Origin of the sequence: Arenimonas terrae (genome assembly GCF_006265115.1) — a bacterium.
Classification (GTDB): domain Bacteria; phylum Pseudomonadota; class Gammaproteobacteria; order Xanthomonadales; family Xanthomonadaceae; genus Arenimonas; species Arenimonas terrae.
This window is the reverse complement of record NZ_SMDR01000003.1, coordinates 330247-346868: the sequence shown is the minus strand read 5'-3', so window position 1 is coordinate 346868 and position 16622 is coordinate 330247. Positions and strand designations below refer to the sequence as shown.

The window sequence follows — 16622 nt, the reverse complement described above, 5'->3', positions numbered from 1 at the left end:
CTTTTTTGCCTTGATAGGGGCAGGCGCCAGGGGGGGGCTTGCATTTGTGTAGCCACGGCATAAAATGAGCACCAACTCAGTGAGTTGGTTGTCATCTAAGATAATGACCCGTTCCACCTCTCTTCAATGACAGGCCGGCGCGCTGACCACCGGCTTCGGATAGGCGACTTCATCGTGGATTTGGCCCTCCGGGAAGTCTCGGAGGCGAAGGGACATCGGGCGCCTGTTCGCATCACCGTTAAGGCGCAAGGCGTGTTGCTCCTGCTGGCCGAGCACGCCGGGCGCGTGGTGAGCCGAGAGACGCTGATGGAACGCGTCTGGGCGGGCACGCTGCCCAACGACGAAGTGCTGACCCAGGCTGTGGCCGTGCTGCGGAAGGCGTTCGATGCCCGTAAGCGCAAGGACTACATCCAGACCATCCCCAAGCATGGTTATCGCCTGCTGGCGCCAGTCAGCAGGCTCGCCTCTGGCGCGACGGTCGCCGAGGCTCCCTTGTCCGCCCGTACCGCGCTCGAAAACGCTGAATCACTCCGGGGGGCGACAGTGGTCACTCCAGATCCGCCGACGGTGGCGCTCCCGGCGCTGTGGCGCCGCACCGCTCGGATCATGGGCCTGATGAGCGCAACGATCCTCTGGATGCTGCTTGGCCCACCCATCTCGTCCATCTACGGGGCAGGGAATGCCCTAGTCGTGATCGAAGATGTCGCCCGAGCGTCCCTGCCGCATCGGCAGTCCGTCAAAGGCGGTAGGGGGTCAGAACCAGCGCCGGACGAACCGCTGGCGGTTCTTCTAAAACGCTTCCCCACGAACCCACTGCTTCATGTCGCGACGGCTTTGCTGCCAGTGTCGCCCGTGACCGGCGTGATAGCGGGGGGCACTGGCATCGTGCCCGACATTGACGGCTGCGGCGCTGCGTCGGTCCAGCATGCCACGACCTTTGGCGATCACCCGCCTACATCGGTTGGCTTGTCCAGTGTTGCGGCGGATGCGCCGGATTTGTCGCGTGGAACCCAAACCGCGCTTTGCACCCATGCCCCAATTAAAATGAGCAAAAGCTCATTGAGCGACAAGCCATGACTATCCAAGCGACACCCCGAGGCCAGAGCCGGCAGCGGCAACGCGAAAACACCCGCCGGCAGCTTCTAGAAGCGGGACTGCGAATGGTAGCCGTCCATGGTTTCGCCGGAACGACCACGGCAGCAATTGCGAAGGAGACCGGGAAGGCCCACGGCACGGTATTCGTACACTTCCAGACTCGCGACGCGCTGGTAACCGAACTCGTGGAGGAGGTGGGCCGCGAGATGTCGCGGCGGCTGGCTGAAATGCCCAGCGACACCCCGACGTTGAGCGAAGTATTGGACGCGCATCTGCTCGCTCTGGCGGAACATGAAGTGCTCTATGCCTGCCTTCTCCGGGAAGCCTCGACTCTTCCGCTCGCGGCGCGGGCGCGGGTTTTTGCGCTACAGGCGGGAGTGGCTTGGCGCCTGCGCGAAGCCCATGAACGCGATCTGGCGACAGGAACAGTCCGCGCTGGCAGCTCGGCCGCGCTTTCCAACCTCTGGATCGCTTGGACGAACCACTTCCTGATGAACCGCGATCTGCTGGCGCCCGATGCCAGCGTAATCCGCGCCCGAGGCGCCGAACTCAAAGCGCAGTTCCTCGACTTCGTCCGTCCCTGAGAGACCGCCATGTCCGAACCCTATTGCCCGTCCTGCGGATCCTGCGGCTTTCCGATGCGGACCCCGGAAGACTTCGCCGGCGGACGGATCGGAGCGCTTTACTGCTCCACCTGCGGCGACGATTCCGGCGAACTCAAGCCCTACGACGAGGTACTGCGCGCGAACGCGGACTACTTCATCCGCCAGCAGGATCTAGATGCCGGCGTGGCTCGGGAAATGGCGAGGGCGCTGTTGGCGACCATGCCGGCGTGGCGAGCTGATCCCAAGCGCCACTGACCCCATGAGGTGACAGACATGAACTCGATCGGCCTGATTGCGCCACTGCTCGTCGTCACCGGACTTCTCGCCGAAGCCAGCGACACCGTTGACGCCCCCACCGAAGCGTTGGCAGAAGTACAACTGCGCGCGTTGACCCAAAAGATGGCCGATGCCCGTCGACTGGGCGACAGCCGCTTCTTCAGGGAACTGGTAGCTCCAGACTTCCTGCAGACCACCGACGATGGACGGTGGCTGGACCGGGATGCCTTCCTCGTGCGGACGGCCGAAGAGTCTCGGCACCGCGGGCTTTCGTACAACGATATTCGCGTGCGCGTGTTCGGACCGGTCGCGCTGCTTCACTCCACCGCCCGCATCACCAGCGCGACCGGCGAAGTCGAAAATGTCCGCAACAGCGAAGTGTACGTATGGAGCGGGTCGCGTTGGCGGTTGGTCAGCACGCAGAGTACATCCATACTGCCCGGCGTCGGGCTTGCGCTGCAGACGGCATTAGCCACGCCAGATAGCCCCTGGGAAGGGGCCTGGCATCACGATGACGATCCAGCGGCGCTTCGCGAACTCAACGAAAGCTACGTGCAAGCGTTCCGAGACGCCGACGTCGCCTGGTACGGCGCGCACCTTTCGCCAGACTATTTGGTCGTGAACGGCGACGGATCCTTCTACGACAGGGCGGTCGCGCTGACCGATTTCGCGAAACCTACCTACGCCACGCAAATCAGCGCGTTCCCGGTGGACAAGGTCAATATCCGCCGCTTCAACGATGTTGCGTTGGTCCACGCCGAAAACGCCTATCTCCTCAAGGACGGCCGCTCCGGGGTCAATCGATACACCGACGTCTGGGTAAGGAGAGATGGACGGTGGACCTGCGTCGCCGCACACATCACCGTGCACCGGCCCGCCGCATAAGCATGGACACGTTCCCGCCGCCATGATCTGGCAGGTCATCGCCAGCGGACGCCACGCGACCTATGCTGGAGCCGCGGAATGACCCGCGGTTGGCAAGACCCCATGTCCACGGTTCCCATCGGCCGGCTGCTGCGCGAATGGCGCGCAGCGCGGCGCCTGAGCCAGCTCGACCTGTCCCTGGCCGCCGGCGTCTCGACGCGCCACATCAGCTATGTCGAAACCGGCAAGGCGCGCCCCAGCCGCGAGCTGGTCACGCGCCTGGCCGACACGCTGGAAATGCCGCTGCGCGAACGCAACGCGCTGCTGGTGGCCGCCGGCTTCGCGCCGAAATACCCCGAGACGGTGCTGGCGACGCCGGCGCTGGCGGCGGTGCGGCGCGCGATCGACTCGATCCTGCGGCAGCAGGAGCCCTATCCCGCCTTCCTGCTCAACCGGCATTGGGACATCCTCGCCGCCAATGACGCCGCGGCGCGGGTCACCGGCCATCTGCTCGACGGCCGCGCGCCGGCGAGCGGCAACATGATCCGCCAGTTCTTCGATCCGCAGGGCCTGCGCCCCGCGGTGGAAAACTGGGAGGAGATCGCCCGCGACCTGATCCGCCACCTGCACATCGAAGTCGCCGCCGCGCCGTCGGATGCGAAGGCGCGCGAGCTGCTGGCCGACGTGCTGGCCTATCCCGGCGTGCCCGCCAGCTGGCGCCTGCGCGACGTCGGCGCTTCGCCGGCGCCGCTGCTGACCACCGTGTTCGGCAAGGGCGGGCGCCGGCTGCGCTTCTTCTCCACCATCACGACCTTCGGCACGCCGCACGACGTGACCCTGGACGAACTGCGCATCGAATGCGCCTTCCCCGAGGACGAAGCGACGGCGGACTTCTGCCGCCAGCTGCGCGACGCCGCGCCGGGCTGAGCCTCAGGCGTGGTCGGCCAGGCCCTGCACGCCGGCCTGTTCCGCGCAGTGCGCGCAGCAGTAGAAGTGGCCCCGCGATTCCGAGCCGTGGCCCAGGATCCGGCAGCCGCAGTGCGCGCAGGTCGGCGCGAAGGCGTGGATGGCGCATTCGAAGCTGTCGAAGGTGCCGGTGCGCTCGCCCTGGGTCAGGGTGAAGGTCTTGTCGTAGTCGTTGCCGCAGACGTCGCAGGTCTTCATGGCGGTTCTCCTTGGTGAGGCGGCGGCAGCCCGCGGTACCAGGCCTGCAGCGCCGCGGGCAGATGGCCGGACACGCCGACGCCGAAGCGCCGGTACGCATCCACGGTGTCGAGCAGCAGCGCGGCGTCGTCGTCGGGCAGGGGCTCGGGAAGGTCGTGGTCGGGGTCGTGCAGGTACTGGCGCAGCAGGGTGCGGGACCAGTCGAACAGCGCGCCGCGCTCGTCCTGCAGCGCGGCCGCGAACCAGGCGTGTGCCGGCGCATGCAGCGCCTGGCCGAGCGCCGCCTGTTCGCGCAGCGCCGCCGCCGCGCGGAGAGAGTCGCGCGACGGCGGCACCGCCTGGCTCAGTGCTTTTTCTTGGGCTGATTCGAGCCTTCGTTGCCGCGGGCCGAGGAGCCGGCCGCGCCGGAATCCTCGTCGTCGGCGTCCGGGCGGCCGCCCTGCGAACCACGCTTGACGCTGATGCGGTTCTGGATGTCCTGCACGCCCTGGCAGCGTTCGGCCAGGTCCTCGATGCGGTGCTTCATGCGCCGGTCGGTCACCGAACCCTCCAGCGTCACGACGCCATCGCGGCACTGCACCGTCACGTCGCTGGCGTCGATGTAGTCGTCGTCCATCAGGCGCTCGTTGAGGTCTTCCTGCAGGCGCTCGTCGGAGCGCTTGTAGCCCTTCGGGCCCTTGCCGCGGAAGCTCTGCGGCTGGGCGCCGCTGCGGCTTCCGTACTGCGCGCCGGACTGGCTGCCCGACGGGCCGCCGAAGTCCTCGCCACCGTAGCCGCCTTCGTACTGGCCGAAGTTCTGCGGGCCCTGGGCGAAGCCCCGGCGGCCGTCCTGCGACTGGCCGCTGTAGTAGCCGCCGCCCTGGTCGCCGGCATACCCCTGGTTGTCGTAGTTGCGGTTGCCGTGGCCCTGGTTGCCGAAACCCTGGTTGCCGTAGCCGTGAGAACCCGAGGTCATGGAGGTCATGTAGCTGCGGCCCGGGTCCTGGCTGCCGTAACCACGCTGGCTGCCATAGTCCCGGCCAGCGCCAAAGTCCTGACTGCCGTAGTCCTGGCGGCCGCCGCGCCCGCCCGGGCCGGCCCATTCGCGCAGGTAGTGTTCGCCGGGGCCGCGCGAACCGGGGTTGCGACCCGGATCGTCGTAGCCGCGATCGCCGCCGTTGTACTGGTCGTCGGGGTTGTATTGGCCGCCGCGGCTGAACTGGCCGCCCTGGCCACGGCCGCCCCAGTCGCCCTCATCGTTGCCCTGGCGGGAACGGCCGCCGCTGGGGTCCTCGTTGCGGCTGCGGCCGTCCTGCGGATTTCCATAACGCTGGTTCATTACGTCTCTCCTCAGCTTTGCTCGGGGGGATGGAATGAGCCGGGGGACCCATTCGCTTAGGTAACGAAGCAATGCACATGCCACGCCGGCGCCGGAGGTGGAAAAAATCTCCTGGCGCCGGTATGCGGATCGCGGCGGCGGATTCACGCGCCGGCGCCTGCCGTGCTGTTCCGTTGCCCGGGGAAGCAATTGCGGTGCCGCGCAGGAAGTTCTGCGGCCATGCGCGCATGGCACGGATGCTGCAAGCCCTCCGTTGTCCCCCGACGGAGAACGCCATGAGCCTGAAGGAAGCGCAGATGCTGCCCGACGCCGCCGCCGATGCGATCGAGGCGCTGGCCCACCTGGTGATCTTCGCCACGGCCGAAGGCCATGGCGGATTCGCGGCCACCGCCATGGGCTGCCTGGAACAGCTGATCGTCGCGCCCGAGGCGCGCCGGATCATCCCCGCCGAATACTTCGACGCCGGCGTGCATTCCCTGGTCGGCGACTGACGCTCCCCACGCCAGGAAGGAACTGCACATGAAGGAAAAGAAGAAACTGCAGCCCGCCCAGCACCAGGACACGCAGCCGGGCGAGCAGATGCAGATGCATCCGCGCCCCGTCACCATCCGCGAGGGCTATCGCGGCAGCGGCAAGCTCGAGGGCCGGCGCGCCTTCATCACCGGCGGCGACAGCGGCATCGGCCGCGCGATCGCCGTGCACTTCGCCCGCGAAGGCGCCGACATCGCCATCGCCTACCTGGAAGAGGACGCCGACGCGCGCGAGACCGCACGCCTGGTGGAGAAGGAAGGCCGGCGCTGCCTGCGGATGCCCGGCGATCTCGCGCTTGCGGGTGCGGCCACCGAAGCGGTGGCGCAGGCGGCCCGGCGCCTCGGCGGCCTGGACATCCTGGTCAACAACATCGCCGAGCAGCATCCGGTCGAGGATCCCGCCGAACTGGACGAAGACCAGGTGCGCGAGACCTTCGACACCAACGTGCTCACCTACTACATGGCGACCGTGGCGGCGCTGGACCATCTCGGGCGTGGCGGCGTGATCCTCAACACCAGTTCGATCACCGGCGTGCGCGGCCACAAGACCCTGCTCGACTACGCCGGCACCAAGGGCGCGATCAATGCGATGACGCTGTCCTTCGCCCAGGCCGTCGCCGACCGCGGCATCCGCGTCAACGCGGTCGCGCCGGGGCCGGTGTGGACGCCGCTGATCCCGGCCAGCTTCGACGCGGAGAAGGTCGCGAGCTTCGGCTCCGACACCCTGGTCGGCCGCGCCGGCCAGCCGGCGGAGATCGCGCCGGCCTTCGTCTTCCTGGCCAGCGAAGACGCCAGCTTCATCACCGGGCAGATCCTGCACGTGAACGGCGGCGCCCACCTGTCCACCTGAAGTTGCCCCGGGGGCGGCCTCGAACGCCGCCCCGGGGGCCACGGCCGCCGGTAGCCGGCGCGCCGCGGAGCGCGGGCCGCAGGCACCGCCCTCCGGGAGAAGGCTGCAAGGTCGGTGCCAGTCCGGCCGCGGGCGCGACTATTTGCCGCTTCGCGAAGCCATTACCCGCCCCAACCCGCGCAGGATCTCGGCGGCGATCGCCCGCGGCGTCGCCGGCTTGGTGAGATGGGTGTCGAAGCCCGCCGCCAGCGAGCGCGCCACGTCCTCGCGCGAGCCGTAGCCGCTGTATGCGCACAGATGGATGTCGTCGCCGCGCGCCGCGCGCAGGCGCTTCGCCACCTGCAGACCGTCCAGCGGCGGCGGCAGGCCGAGGTCGCAGATCACCACGTCCGGCCGCAGCGATTCGGCCAGCGCGATCGCCGCGACGCCGTCCTCGGCCACCGACACGTCGTGCCCCTCCAGCGCCAGCAGGTACTGCAGCGCGACCGCGTTGTCGGTTTCGTCCTCGACGATCAACACCTTGCCGACCAGGCTCTCGGCCGACCGGGCCGGCTCGTCCGCCGGCGGCGCGGCGGAAGCCGCCGCGCCGCCCTTGGCCACCGGCAGCCGGATACCGAAGGTGGCGCCGCAGTGCCGGCCGTCGCTGTCCACCCAGACCGAGCCGCCGTGCAGCTCCACCAGCTTGCTGACGATGCTCAGGCCCAGGCCCAGGCCCCGGTTGCGCCAGTCGTCGGCCTGCGAGAAGGGCAGGAAGATCGTCGCCTTCGCGTCCTGCTCGATGCCCACGCCTTCGTCGCGCACGATGATCTCGGCGAAACGTTCGGCCACGCGCGTCGAGACGTGCACGCGCATGCCCGGCATGCTGGCCTTGATCGCGTTCGACACCAGGTTGTCCACGCACTGGCGGATGCGCGAAGGGTCGCCGTTGACCAGGATCGGATCGTCGGGCACGTCGCAGTCCAGTTCGACCTCGTGGCGCTGGGCCTTCTCGGAAAAGTCCCGGCACACGTGCTGGCAGACCTCGCGCAGGTCGATGGTGTCGCTGCTGATCTGGATCTTGCCCAGGGTGATGCGCGAGATGTCGAGCAGGTCGTCGGTGAGGCGCTTGAGGTGCCACGCCTGGCGCTGGATCGCCTGCCGGACCTCGAAGCGGCGGTTCTCGTCCAGCGCAGCGTGCTCGAGCACCTCGACGCTGGCCATCAGCGCCGCCAGCGGATTGCGCAGCTCGTGGCTGAGCGTGGCCAGGAAATGCGTGGTGCGCGAATGCGCCTCGCGCAGCGTCTCCTGGGCGATGCGCTGGTCCTCGATGTCGGTGCAGGTGCCGTACCAGCGCAGTACGCGGTCCTCGCCATCGAGCAGGGGCAGCGCCCGCACCAGGTGCCAGCGGAAGGCGCCGTCGGTGGCGCGGCAGTAGCGCACTTCGATGTTGAGCTCGGTGCGCGACTGCGCGGCCTGCTGCAGCGCCGCTTCGGCCGCCTGGCGGTCCGCGGGGTGCGCCGGGTCGGTCCAGCGGCCGCTGGAGTCCTGGCCGGTGAACTCGTGCCAGCGCGCGTTGCAGTACTGCAGCCGGCCCTCGGCGTCGGACATCCAGACCATGTGCGGCACGTTCTCGGCCAGGGTGCGGTGTTCGGCATCGCTGCGCCGCAGCGCGTCCTCGGCCTCGTGGCGGTCGGTGCTGTCCATGCACAGGCTGATCACGCCGCGCACGCGCCCGCGTTCGTCCAGGTCCGGCGAAAACGTGGTCGTGGTCCAGCGCAGGCCCAGCGTGGGGTGATTCTCCAGCCACTCCTGCTGGCTGACGAAACCGCGCCGCGCCACCTGCAGCGAGCGGTAGAGCGTGGACACCGCGTCGGGCGGCAGCACCTCGGCCAGCGGCCGGCCCTTGACGTCGCCGGCAACCCCGAACCACTGGGTGAAGTTGCCGTTGGCCCACTGGAACACCGCGTCCGCATCCATGTAGGCGATGCGCGCCGGCATGGCGTTGAGGATCAGGCGCAGCTCGACTTCCTTCGAGGCCAGCGCCTCCTCGGCCTGGCGGCGCTGGTGGATGTCGCGCAGGGTGCCGATCCATTCGATGGCGCCGGTGGCCGGACCGTCGAGCACCACGCCGCGCACGCCGACATGGCGGTAGTCGCCGGAGGCATGGCGGAAGCGCAGCTCGGCCTCGACGCCGTCGCGCTGGGTGTGCAGCGCCTGCACGAGCTGCCGCGCCGCGTCCTGGTCGGCCGGGTGCACCCAGTCGGGCCACTGGTCGAACGAGGCCAGCGGCGGCGCGCCGGTGAATTCGCTCCAGCCGATCTGCGCGGTCAGCGCGCCCGAGGCCCGCGCCTGCCAGACCACTGCCGCGGACGCCTCCGCCAGCTGCCGGAAGCGCGCCTCGCTGCTGTCCACCGCGCTTTCGGCGCGCTTGCGGGCGCCGATGTCGATGGCGAAGACCATGCGCTCGCGCGGCGTGATCGGCACCACGCCCAGCGACACCCACACTTCACCCGAGGGGCCCGACAGCCGGCAGTCGAAGGGACCGAAGGCGATCGCGTTTTCGGTGCCGTCGACGCCCAGCTGCGACAGCAGGTCCTCGTCGGCGATCTGCGCCAGCGCCTCCGGCGAGCCGGCGTCGGCGCCGTAACCCAGCAAGCGGCGCATGCCGTCGTTCATGGCGCTGATGCGGCCGCGGCCATCGATGCTGAACAGGCCGACGATGTCGGAGTCGAACAGCGCACGCATGCGCCGCTCGGTCGCCTCGATCCGGCGCGTGGCCTCGCGCAGGGCGTGGATGTCCTGCACCGACACCACGGCCGCGTCGCCGTAGTCGGGGTCGCGGACGCGCGAGACGCTGCCGACGACCGGCACCCGCCGCGCACCGGCGCGCACCTCCAGCCCCAGCGGAAGCTCCCAGCTGCCCTCGTTGTCGCGGATCAGCTCGCCCAGGCCGTCGAAGGGCGCGTCGCGGCCCTCGTGCCACAGCACCACCGCCAGGCCGACGTCACGGTCGAGGTGGCTGGCGTCCAGCGCCCAGAGGCCGGCGGCGTGGCTGTTGAAATAGCGCAGGCGGCCAGCGTCGTCCACCACCAGCACCGCCTCGCCGACGCGGTCGAGGATGCGTTCGTACCAGCCGCGGTCCTTCTCGATCACGTCGGTGGACGCGCGCAGCCGCGCGCAGGCGTAGGCGCCCACCACGCAGACCGCGAACACGAAGCCCAGCGCAACCAGGTCGCGCCAGTCCCAGGGCGGACGGGTGATCGGGAAGACGGTGACGCCGCAGACGATGGTGAGCGCCGAGGCCAGCAGGCCGGCGCGCCAGCCGCCGACCCAGGCCGACAGGAACACGGCCAGGAAGAAGGTCGGGAAGGGCACGCGCGAGCCCAGGCCCTCGGGCAGCGCCCAGCGCACGACCACCGCGCCCAGGATCATCGCGGCGGCGAAGACATAGGCCCGCCACCCGGTGAGGCTGAGTCGGCTGATGGGCTGGCTGAGCGTGCGGAAGAACTCGGGGAAGCTCATTCGCCCGCCGCGGTCACAGATAGCGGTCGGACAGGTTCCGCAGCGCCTGGGCGCATTTCTCGCCGTCGTCCTCGAGCTGGGCGGCATGGCGGGCCGACGACGGATTGGCGCGGCTTTGCACCGCCAGAACTCCGGCGTTCATCAGCATGGAATTGAGGTGGTTGCGGATGTCGTGCACCAGGGCCTGCAGCTCCTGGCGAGGGATCGTCACCAGCTCACCCGGTGGCGGGCGCGACACCGCCAGGCCTTCAGGTGCCGGTTTCGCATCGAGACGGCGTGTCGGGGCGTTCATCGGTGCGCTCCCTGGGTTCGTTGGACGACTGGTAGGCGGTGAGGCGGTTGTAGATGGTCTTGGTGGTGACGCCCAGGGCCTGCGCGGCCTTGGCCTTGTTGTTCTCGAAGAAGGCCAGGGTCTTGAACAGCATGCGCCTTTCGATCTCGTGCATGGGCGTTCCGACCGCGAAGGTGATTGTGCTTTCGGTTTCCGCCAGCGGGCGTGCGTTGCCGGTGGGCAGGGTCGGCGTCATCAGGTCGCCGTCGGCCAGGATGTAGGAGCGCTGGATGATGTTCTTGAGCTCGCGGATGTTGCCCGGCCAGCTGTAGCGCTGCAGGCGGTCGGCGCCTTCCTTCGACAGTGCGCGGCGGGTGCCGTAGCGCTCGTTCAGGCGCTGCAGGAACAGGTCGGCGATCGGCAGCACGTCCTCCGGCCGCTCGCGCAGCGAGGGCAGGGTCATCGGGAATTCGGCCAGCCGGTAGTACAGGTCCTCGCGCAGCTTCGCCGCCTCGATCGCCTCGGCATGCGGCCGGTTGGTGGCCGAGATCACCCGCACGTCCACCGGGATGTCCTCGCTGCCGCCGACCCGGCGGATGGTCCGCGTCTCGAGCGCGCGCAGCAGGTGCACCTGCAGGTGGATCGGCATCTCGGTCAGCTCGTCCAGGAACAGGGTGCCGCCCTGCGCCTGCTCGAACAGGCCGACGTGGCGGCTGTTGGCGCCGGTGAAGCTGCCGCGCTCGTGCCCGAACAGCTGGCTGGTGAGCAGTTCGGCCGGCACGGCGCCGCAGTTGAGCGCGACGAAGGGTCCGGTGCGTCCGCTCTCGGCATGGATCGCGCCGGCCACCAGCTCCTTGCCCACGCCGCTTTCGCCTTCGATGAACACCGAAGCGTCGGTCGGCGCCACGCGGCAGATCTGCTGGCGCACGTCGGCCATCGCCGCCGAGGGCCCGGCCAGGCCGTGCCACTGTTCGCCCTGCGTGCCGACCACGCGGCGCTGCTTCGCCGCCGACTGCAGCAGGTCGGTGAACTGGGCCGCGCGCAGCGGCTTGACCACGTAGTCGACGATCGGCAGGTGCATCGCCTTGAGCGCCGATTCCACGGTGGGATGGCCGGTGATCAGGATGACCTGGGTGCTTCCGCCCAGGTCCAGGTGCTCGAGCAGCTCCAGCCCGCTGCCGTCGGGCAGCGACAGGTCGATCAGCGCGACGTCGAAGCTGGTGTCCTTGAGCCGCGTCAGCGCCTGTTCGACGCTGCCGGCCACGGTGATGATGAAACCCTGCTCGCGCGCCAGCTCGGCGGCGGCGTGAACGAATCCAACGTCGTCGTCGACGATGAACAGTGTCTGTTGCTCGGTCATGGGCAGCCTCCGACGGAGCCGTAGTGTGCACCTCAACGGTTAACCCACAGTTAAAAAAACCGCCGATTCCCGCCGCGACCAGGAAAGCCTTTCCGGGCCGGTAAAACTTACCGACGGCGCGGCCGCTGGCACCGCTCTTGCTTCCTTTCCCCCGGACCCCCGTCCACCGATCGGCTATTGGAGAAGAGCCTTTCTCCACGGACCCTGTCCGGGGCTGCCGCGCTTCCCCTGGCGCTCCCTGTCACCGGCAGGGTCCGCACTTTTTCCATGCCGAGCCTGCCACCCCCATCGCGGAGCAACCCATGAAGAACACCCTGATTCCCGTTGCCCTGGTCCTGCTGGCGCTTTCGGCCTGCCGCGAAACCCCGCAGGAAACCGCCGAAGACGTCGCCGAGGCGCGCGCCGAAGGTGCGCAAGAGGTTCGCGAAGCCGAGGCCGACCGCGCCGACGCCCGTCGTGACGCCGCCGACGCCAGCGTCAATCCCGACACCGGCCCGGTGATGGGCACCTACGATCCGCGCGACGACAAGGCCGATGCCGACTACGACGTCGCGGTCGCCAAGGCCAAATCCACGCTAGACGTGGAGCAGGAGAAGTGCGAGGCCATGACCGGCGACGCGCGCGACGCCTGCAAGGACACCGCCGAGGCGGTGTACGACAAGGCCGTCGCCGACGCCGAACTGCGCCGCAGCCAGGCCGTGCGCGAAGCCGTCCCGGCCGAAGGCCCGCCGCCGGCCGACACCGACGGCTGAGTTCCCGCGCCGGCGCCACGCCGTCCTGCCGCGGTGCGCCGCGCTGACCCACCCGATGCCCCGTCGACCGACGGGGCGTCACTGGAGATCCCGATGAGCGAAGGCGCGAAACTGTCGTCCCTGTCCGCCTTCCTGCTCAAGCACCGCAGCTCGCCGCTGTTCAAGTCGCGGCCGCCCGGCGCCAGCGCGCCCGGCGGTCCGGAGACGTCGCCGGAAGCCGAGGAGTTCGCCGCCGACCTCGAGAAGCTCGGCCCGACCTTCGTCAAGATCGGGCAGATGCTGTCCACGCGCCCCGACCTGGTGCCGCCCGACTACCTCGTGGCGCTGTCGCGGCTGCAGGACCAGGCCACGCCCATGCCCTTCGAGCAGGTGCTCGAGCGCATCGAAGCCGAACTGGGCCTGGCGGCGCGTAAAGTTTTCCAGACCTTGGAACCGGTGCCCATCGGCACCGCCTCCTTCGCCCAGGTGCACGCCGCCGTGCTGCCCAGCGGCCGGCGCGTGGCCGTGAAGGTGCAGCGCCCGCAGCTGGCCGAGCAGGTGGAGAACGACCTGTCGTCGATCGGGCGGCTGATCGCCTCGCTGGGCCTGGTCACCGGCGTCGGCCGCCGCTACGGCTTCCGCGAATGGCTCGACGAGTTCCGCACCTCGGTGATGACCGAACTCGACTACGGCCAGGAAGCCGACAACCTCGACGCCTTCCGCGAGAACCTGGCGCCCTATGCCCGCATCCACGTGCCGGCGCCGGTGCGCGACTACAGCACGCGCCGCCTGCTGACGATGGACCTGGCCGAAGGCATCCGCGTCACCGCCATTCCCGATGTCGCCCGGCCGGAAGCCGACCTGGGCGCGCTGGCGAACGAGCTGGGCCGCGCCTACCTGGACCAGATCTTCGTGCACGGCCTGATCCACGCCGACCCGCACCCCGGCAACATGGTGCTGACGCCCGAGCACGAGCTGATCCTGCTCGACCTGGGCATGGTGGCCTACGTGCCGCCGCGCATGCGCGACCAGCTGCTCAAGCTGGTGGTGGCCACGGTGGACGGACGCGGCGAGCAGGTGGCGGAAACGTTCGCGCACATGGGCACGCGGCTGGAGGATTTCGACGAAGCCCGCTTCACCCGCGAGATCGGCCGCCGCGTCGCCCGCTACTCCAGCGCCGGCGTGGCCGAGTCCGAAGGCTCGGTGCTGATGGACCTGATCCGCATCGGCGCCGAGGCCGGACTGCGGCCGCCGGCCGAGCTGGCGATCCTGGGCAAGACCCTGCTCAACCTGGAATCGGTGGCGCTCGCGCTCGACCCGGGCGCGTCCATGAAGCAGGCGCTGAGCGAGCACCGCGACCACCTGTTCCGCCAGCGCGCGGCCGCCGGGCTCGACCTCTCGCGCCTGGCCACCGACCTGTTCGACATGCAGGAGCTGGTGCGCGACGCGCCGCAGCGGCTGTCGGTGCTGCTGCGCACGCTGGCCGACAACCGCTTCCGCATCCATGTCGCCGGGCTCGAGGAGTCGCGCCTGATCGAAAGCATCCAGAAGATCGCCAACCGCGTCACCGCCGGCGTGATCGCCGCGGCGATGATCGTCGGCGCGGCCCTGATCATGGACATCCCGACCTCGCGCACCCTGCTGGGTTATCCGGTGCTGGCCCTGCTGATGTTCCTGGTCGCGGCCGGTCTCGGCGCCGGACTGGTGATCAGTTCGCTGCTCGGCGACCGCCGCACCCAGCCGCGGCACGAGAAGGATCCGCTGTAGCCGGCGGCCGATGAACGCGCTGCCGGCCAGCCGCATGGATTGCCTGGTCGTTGGCGGTGGACCGGCCGGGCTGGTCGCGGCGACCAATCTCGCGCGCTACGGCCGCCAGGCCTGTGTGGTGGATCGCGGCGAGACGCGCGGGCAGCGCCCGCGGCATCCGCGCCGGGGCCCGGGCGTGCCGGGCGCGCAGCCCGGATCGCGGCTGCTGGAGCGGATCCTTCGCCAGGCCGAAGCCGCCGGCGTCGTCGTCTGCCGCGGCGTGGTCGAGACCCTGGCCCGCGACGGCTTGGGCTTCGTGGCCGAAGTGGACGGCGTGCTGGTGCGCGCGCGCTGCGTGCTGATCGCCACCGGTGCGATCGAACCGCAGACGGTGGCGTGTCCGCTGCCGCTGCGGCGCGGGCACCCGCGCGTGTGGCTGCACGCCGCCGCCGCGCCGGCGCCCGTCGTCGACACGATGCAGGCGATCCGCTTCGCGCGGGTTCCCGTCGACCTGGCGGTGGCGCTGGGCGCGCGCCGTGCCGGCGACGGCCACCTGGAAGTGGACATCCGCCAAAGCACGTGCGTGCCCGGCCTCTACGCCGCGGGCGATGTGGTCGCGGGCCTGAGCGAGGTGGCGGTGGCGATGGCGGAAGCGGCCGTCGCGGCGACGGCGATCCACCGTGCGCTGCCGCCGAACCGGCATTGAACCGCGGCGTCGCGCGCGCGACCGGCCTCGCGTGCGCGGGCACGGAAAACACGCCCGAGCCGGGAATGGATTTCCGCGCGCGCGTACCGTGGCACGGAAGCTGCAGCGTTGCACGGGTCATCCAGGAGATTCGCCATGACCCGCCCCTCCGCCACCCTGAACGAACTGGTCGAAGCGCTGAACGACGGCATCGCCTTTTTCGGCCTGGCCGCCGAGCGCAGCACCAGCGCGGCGCACATCGAGCTGTTCCAGCGCGTCCGCCACCTCAAGGAAACCATCGCCGCCGACCTGCGCGCCGAAGTGGCGCGCAACGGCGACGAGCCCGCGGGGCACGGCTCCTGGCTCGGCAGCTTCCGCCAGTCCTATGCCGACCTGCGCGCGCGCCTGGCCAGCGATTCGGAAGCCAGCTTCATCGCCGCGCTGGAAGAGCAGGAGGACCGCATCGTCGCCGCCTTCCGCGACGCCACCGCCCAGGACCAGCCGCAGCGCGTGCGCGAACTGGCGGCCAGCTACCTGCCCGAGGTCGAACAGATGCACGACAGCCTGCGCGCTCTGCAGCGCACGACCGGGCGCTGAGTCCCCCTGGGACCGGATTTCCTCCCCCGCCGGTCCCCGCGGCGGCGCCCCGGACGCCTCGTCCGGGGCGCCCACCGCGATCCCCCCACCACCAAGGAACCGTCATGGCCAAGAAGAAGTACGACCGCGCCCAGCTCGAGGAACTGCTGCTGCAGGCGCTGGAAACCGAACTCGGTGGCATCGAGGTCTACACCGCGGCGATCGAATGCGCGGTCAACGACGACCTGCGCGAGGAGTGGCAGGAATATCTCGAGCAGACCCGCCGCCACCACGAGGTGCTGATCAACGTGTTCGAACAGGTCGGGCTCGACCCCGAGCAGCGTTCGCCGGGACGCGAGGTGGTGGCGCATATCGGCAAGTCGCTGGTGCAGGCCATCGAAATGGCGCGCGAGTCCGCCGATGCCGAAGCCGCGCAGCTGGTGGCCGGCGAATGCGTCGTGCTGGCCGAGACCAAGGACCACCAGAACTGGGAGCTGATCGGCCTGCTGGCCGAGAAGGGCTCGGGCGACGAGACCAAAGTGCTGCAGCAGGCCTACGACGCCGTCGCCAAGGACGAACACCACCACCTGCTGCACACCACCGGCTGGACCCGCGAGCTGTGGATCCAGTCGCTGGGCCTGCCGGCGGTGCTGCCGCCGCCGGAGGAGGTCAAGCACGTGGAGACCAAGATCGGCGCCTCGCGCGCCGAGCAGGCCCGCGACGAGATGCTCAAGAAGCACTAGTCCGTGGCCGAAGCGATCGGCTGGCTGGCGTCGGCGGTGCTGCTGGCGACGCTGGTCCGCCAGGTCGTGGTGCAGTGGCGCAGCGGCAGCACCGAGGGCGTGTCCTCGTGGCTGTTCGTCGGCCAGCTATCGGCCAGCGCCGGCTTCGCGCTCTACAGCTGGCTGCTGCAGAACTGGGTATTCCTGACTACCAATTCGGCCTTGTGCCTGACCGCCATCGCCGGCCAGCTGATCTACCGGCGCAACCGCCGGCGGGCGGCCGGCGGCGGCGGCCAGTAGCCGTTCCCGCGGCGGGTTCACTATGCTG

Annotated in this window: 19 protein-coding genes; 13 read left to right on the top strand and 6 right to left on the bottom strand. The window is 69.7% G+C overall.

Going from position 1 to position 16622, the window contains the following annotated elements; all coding sequences use genetic code 11:
• Nucleotides 1-126: 126 nt before the first annotated feature.
• The 5 genes from E1B00_RS13305 to E1B00_RS13285 all read left to right on the top strand — a co-directional run bounded on the left by E1B00_RS13305 (nt 127) and on the right by E1B00_RS13285 (nt 3767).
• Nucleotides 127-1077 carry a winged helix-turn-helix domain-containing protein gene (locus E1B00_RS13305; RefSeq protein ID WP_139449568.1) on the top strand — a complete coding sequence of 317 codons (951 nt, stop codon included), beginning with the start codon at nt 127-129 and terminating at the stop codon, nt 1075-1077.
• On the top strand, nt 1074-1679 hold the full coding sequence (locus E1B00_RS13300; RefSeq protein WP_139449566.1) for a TetR/AcrR family transcriptional regulator: 606 nt from the start codon (nt 1074-1076) through the stop codon (nt 1677-1679). Before E1B00_RS13305 ends, E1B00_RS13300 begins: the two co-directional genes overlap by 4 nt.
• Before the next feature lie 9 nt (nt 1680-1688).
• Nucleotides 1689-1955: a zinc ribbon domain-containing protein gene (locus E1B00_RS13295; RefSeq protein ID WP_139449564.1), complete on the top strand. Its 267-nt coding sequence runs from the start codon at nt 1689-1691 to the stop codon at nt 1953-1955.
• An 18-nt stretch (nt 1956-1973) separates the two neighbouring features.
• The gene (locus E1B00_RS13290; protein WP_139449563.1) at nt 1974-2861 is read left to right on the top strand and encodes a nuclear transport factor 2 family protein; all 888 of its coding nucleotides are present in this window, start codon (nt 1974-1976) and stop codon (nt 2859-2861) included.
• A 102-nt stretch (nt 2862-2963) separates the two neighbouring features.
• Nucleotides 2964-3767, top strand: a complete 804-nt coding sequence (locus tag E1B00_RS13285; protein ID WP_139449560.1) for a helix-turn-helix transcriptional regulator — start codon at nt 2964-2966, stop codon at nt 3765-3767.
• Between the two features lie 3 nt (nt 3768-3770).
• On the opposite strand, the gene E1B00_RS13280 is transcribed toward E1B00_RS13285, so the two are convergent.
• From E1B00_RS13280 to E1B00_RS13270, 3 genes are read right to left on the bottom strand one after another with little or no spacing between them, the layout of a single operon-like run.
• The gene (locus E1B00_RS13280; RefSeq protein ID WP_139449558.1) at nt 3771-4004 is read right to left on the bottom strand and encodes a hypothetical protein; all 234 of its coding nucleotides are present in this window, start codon (nt 4002-4004) and stop codon (nt 3771-3773) included.
• On the bottom strand, nt 4001-4339 hold the full coding sequence (locus tag E1B00_RS13275) for a hypothetical protein (RefSeq protein ID WP_139449556.1): 339 nt from the start codon (nt 4337-4339) through the stop codon (nt 4001-4003). Before E1B00_RS13275 ends, E1B00_RS13280 begins: the two co-directional genes overlap by 4 nt.
• 8 nt (nt 4340-4347) lie before the next feature.
• Nucleotides 4348-5322, bottom strand: a complete 975-nt coding sequence (locus E1B00_RS13270; RefSeq protein WP_139449554.1) for a BON domain-containing protein — start codon at nt 5320-5322, stop codon at nt 4348-4350.
• A 275-nt stretch (nt 5323-5597) separates the two neighbouring features.
• Here E1B00_RS13270 and E1B00_RS13265 point away from each other — a divergent pair, with 275 nt between their 5' ends.
• Nucleotides 5598-5813 carry a hypothetical protein gene (locus tag E1B00_RS13265; RefSeq protein ID WP_139449552.1) on the top strand — a complete coding sequence of 72 codons (216 nt, stop codon included), beginning with the start codon at nt 5598-5600 and terminating at the stop codon, nt 5811-5813.
• Nucleotides 5814-5841: 28 nt separating this feature from the next.
• Nucleotides 5842-6702, top strand: a complete 861-nt coding sequence (locus E1B00_RS13260) for an SDR family oxidoreductase (RefSeq protein ID WP_139449550.1) — start codon at nt 5842-5844, stop codon at nt 6700-6702.
• Nucleotides 6703-6840: 138 nt separating this feature from the next.
• Here the strand turns inward: E1B00_RS13260 and E1B00_RS13255 are convergent, their stop codons facing one another.
• Genes E1B00_RS13255 through E1B00_RS13245 form a run of 3 tightly spaced genes read right to left on the bottom strand, consistent with a single transcriptional unit; the run spans nt 6841 to nt 11834 of the window.
• Nucleotides 6841-10203: a PAS domain S-box protein gene (locus E1B00_RS13255; protein WP_176693258.1), complete on the bottom strand. Its 3363-nt coding sequence runs from the start codon at nt 10201-10203 to the stop codon at nt 6841-6843.
• A gap of 13 nt (nt 10204-10216) precedes the next feature.
• The gene (locus E1B00_RS13250; RefSeq protein WP_139449547.1) at nt 10217-10414 is read right to left on the bottom strand and encodes a hypothetical protein; all 198 of its coding nucleotides are present in this window, start codon (nt 10412-10414) and stop codon (nt 10217-10219) included.
• A 37-nt stretch (nt 10415-10451) separates the two neighbouring features.
• Complete coding sequence (locus tag E1B00_RS13245) at nt 10452-11834, bottom strand: sigma-54-dependent transcriptional regulator (protein WP_139449545.1); 1383 nt, start codon at nt 11832-11834, stop codon at nt 10452-10454.
• A 302-nt stretch (nt 11835-12136) separates the two neighbouring features.
• On the opposite strand from E1B00_RS13245, the gene E1B00_RS13240 reads away from it, so the two are divergent.
• The 6 genes from E1B00_RS13240 (at nt 12137) to E1B00_RS13215 (ending at nt 16594) form a co-directional block, all read left to right on the top strand.
• Nucleotides 12137-12586, top strand: a complete 450-nt coding sequence (locus E1B00_RS13240; RefSeq protein ID WP_139449543.1) for a hypothetical protein — start codon at nt 12137-12139, stop codon at nt 12584-12586.
• 93 nt (nt 12587-12679) lie between these two features.
• Nucleotides 12680-14332: an ABC1 kinase family protein gene (locus tag E1B00_RS13235; RefSeq protein WP_139449541.1), complete on the top strand. Its 1653-nt coding sequence runs from the start codon at nt 12680-12682 to the stop codon at nt 14330-14332.
• Between the two features lie 10 nt (nt 14333-14342).
• Nucleotides 14343-15017 carry an FAD-dependent oxidoreductase gene (locus E1B00_RS13230; RefSeq protein WP_139449538.1) on the top strand — a complete coding sequence of 225 codons (675 nt, stop codon included), beginning with the start codon at nt 14343-14345 and terminating at the stop codon, nt 15015-15017.
• Between the two features lie 135 nt (nt 15018-15152).
• On the top strand, nt 15153-15593 hold the full coding sequence (locus E1B00_RS13225; protein WP_139449536.1) for a PA2169 family four-helix-bundle protein: 441 nt from the start codon (nt 15153-15155) through the stop codon (nt 15591-15593).
• A gap of 104 nt (nt 15594-15697) precedes the next feature.
• Nucleotides 15698-16315 (top strand): hypothetical protein, encoded by a 618-nt coding sequence (locus E1B00_RS13220; protein WP_139449534.1) that lies wholly within the window; start codon nt 15698-15700, stop codon nt 16313-16315.
• A gap of 3 nt (nt 16316-16318) precedes the next feature.
• Nucleotides 16319-16594: a hypothetical protein gene (locus tag E1B00_RS13215; RefSeq protein ID WP_139449532.1), complete on the top strand. Its 276-nt coding sequence runs from the start codon at nt 16319-16321 to the stop codon at nt 16592-16594.
• Nucleotides 16595-16622: the final 28 nt, after the last annotated feature.

Excerpts from the sequence above, each read along its gene's own strand:
- E1B00_RS13255 (WP_176693258.1), bottom strand. The coding sequence starts at position 10,203 with ATGAGCTTCCCCGAGTTCTTCCGCACGCTCAGCCAGCCCATCAGCCGA.
- E1B00_RS13290 (WP_139449563.1), top strand. The coding sequence starts at position 1,974 with ATGAACTCGATCGGCCTGATTGCGCCACTGCTCGTCGTCACCGGACTT.
- E1B00_RS13265 (WP_139449552.1), top strand. The coding sequence starts at position 5,598 with ATGAGCCTGAAGGAAGCGCAGATGCTGCCCGACGCCGCCGCCGATGCG.
- E1B00_RS13240 (WP_139449543.1), top strand. The coding sequence starts at position 12,137 with ATGAAGAACACCCTGATTCCCGTTGCCCTGGTCCTGCTGGCGCTTTCG.
- E1B00_RS13305 (WP_139449568.1), top strand. The coding sequence starts at position 127 with ATGACAGGCCGGCGCGCTGACCACCGGCTTCGGATAGGCGACTTCATC.
- E1B00_RS13225 (WP_139449536.1), top strand. The coding sequence starts at position 15,153 with ATGACCCGCCCCTCCGCCACCCTGAACGAACTGGTCGAAGCGCTGAAC.
- E1B00_RS13235 (WP_139449541.1), top strand. The coding sequence starts at position 12,680 with ATGAGCGAAGGCGCGAAACTGTCGTCCCTGTCCGCCTTCCTGCTCAAG.
- E1B00_RS13295 (WP_139449564.1), top strand. The coding sequence starts at position 1,689 with ATGTCCGAACCCTATTGCCCGTCCTGCGGATCCTGCGGCTTTCCGATG.
- E1B00_RS13285 (WP_139449560.1), top strand. The coding sequence starts at position 2,964 with ATGTCCACGGTTCCCATCGGCCGGCTGCTGCGCGAATGGCGCGCAGCG.
- E1B00_RS13280 (WP_139449558.1), bottom strand. The coding sequence starts at position 4,004 with ATGAAGACCTGCGACGTCTGCGGCAACGACTACGACAAGACCTTCACC.
- E1B00_RS13220 (WP_139449534.1), top strand. The coding sequence starts at position 15,698 with ATGGCCAAGAAGAAGTACGACCGCGCCCAGCTCGAGGAACTGCTGCTG.
- E1B00_RS13270 (WP_139449554.1), bottom strand. The coding sequence starts at position 5,322 with ATGAACCAGCGTTATGGAAATCCGCAGGACGGCCGCAGCCGCAACGAG.
- E1B00_RS13300 (WP_139449566.1), top strand. The coding sequence starts at position 1,074 with ATGACTATCCAAGCGACACCCCGAGGCCAGAGCCGGCAGCGGCAACGC.
- E1B00_RS13260 (WP_139449550.1), top strand. The coding sequence starts at position 5,842 with ATGAAGGAAAAGAAGAAACTGCAGCCCGCCCAGCACCAGGACACGCAG.
- E1B00_RS13230 (WP_139449538.1), top strand. The coding sequence starts at position 14,343 with ATGAACGCGCTGCCGGCCAGCCGCATGGATTGCCTGGTCGTTGGCGGT.
- E1B00_RS13245 (WP_139449545.1), bottom strand. The coding sequence starts at position 11,834 with ATGACCGAGCAACAGACACTGTTCATCGTCGACGACGACGTTGGATTC.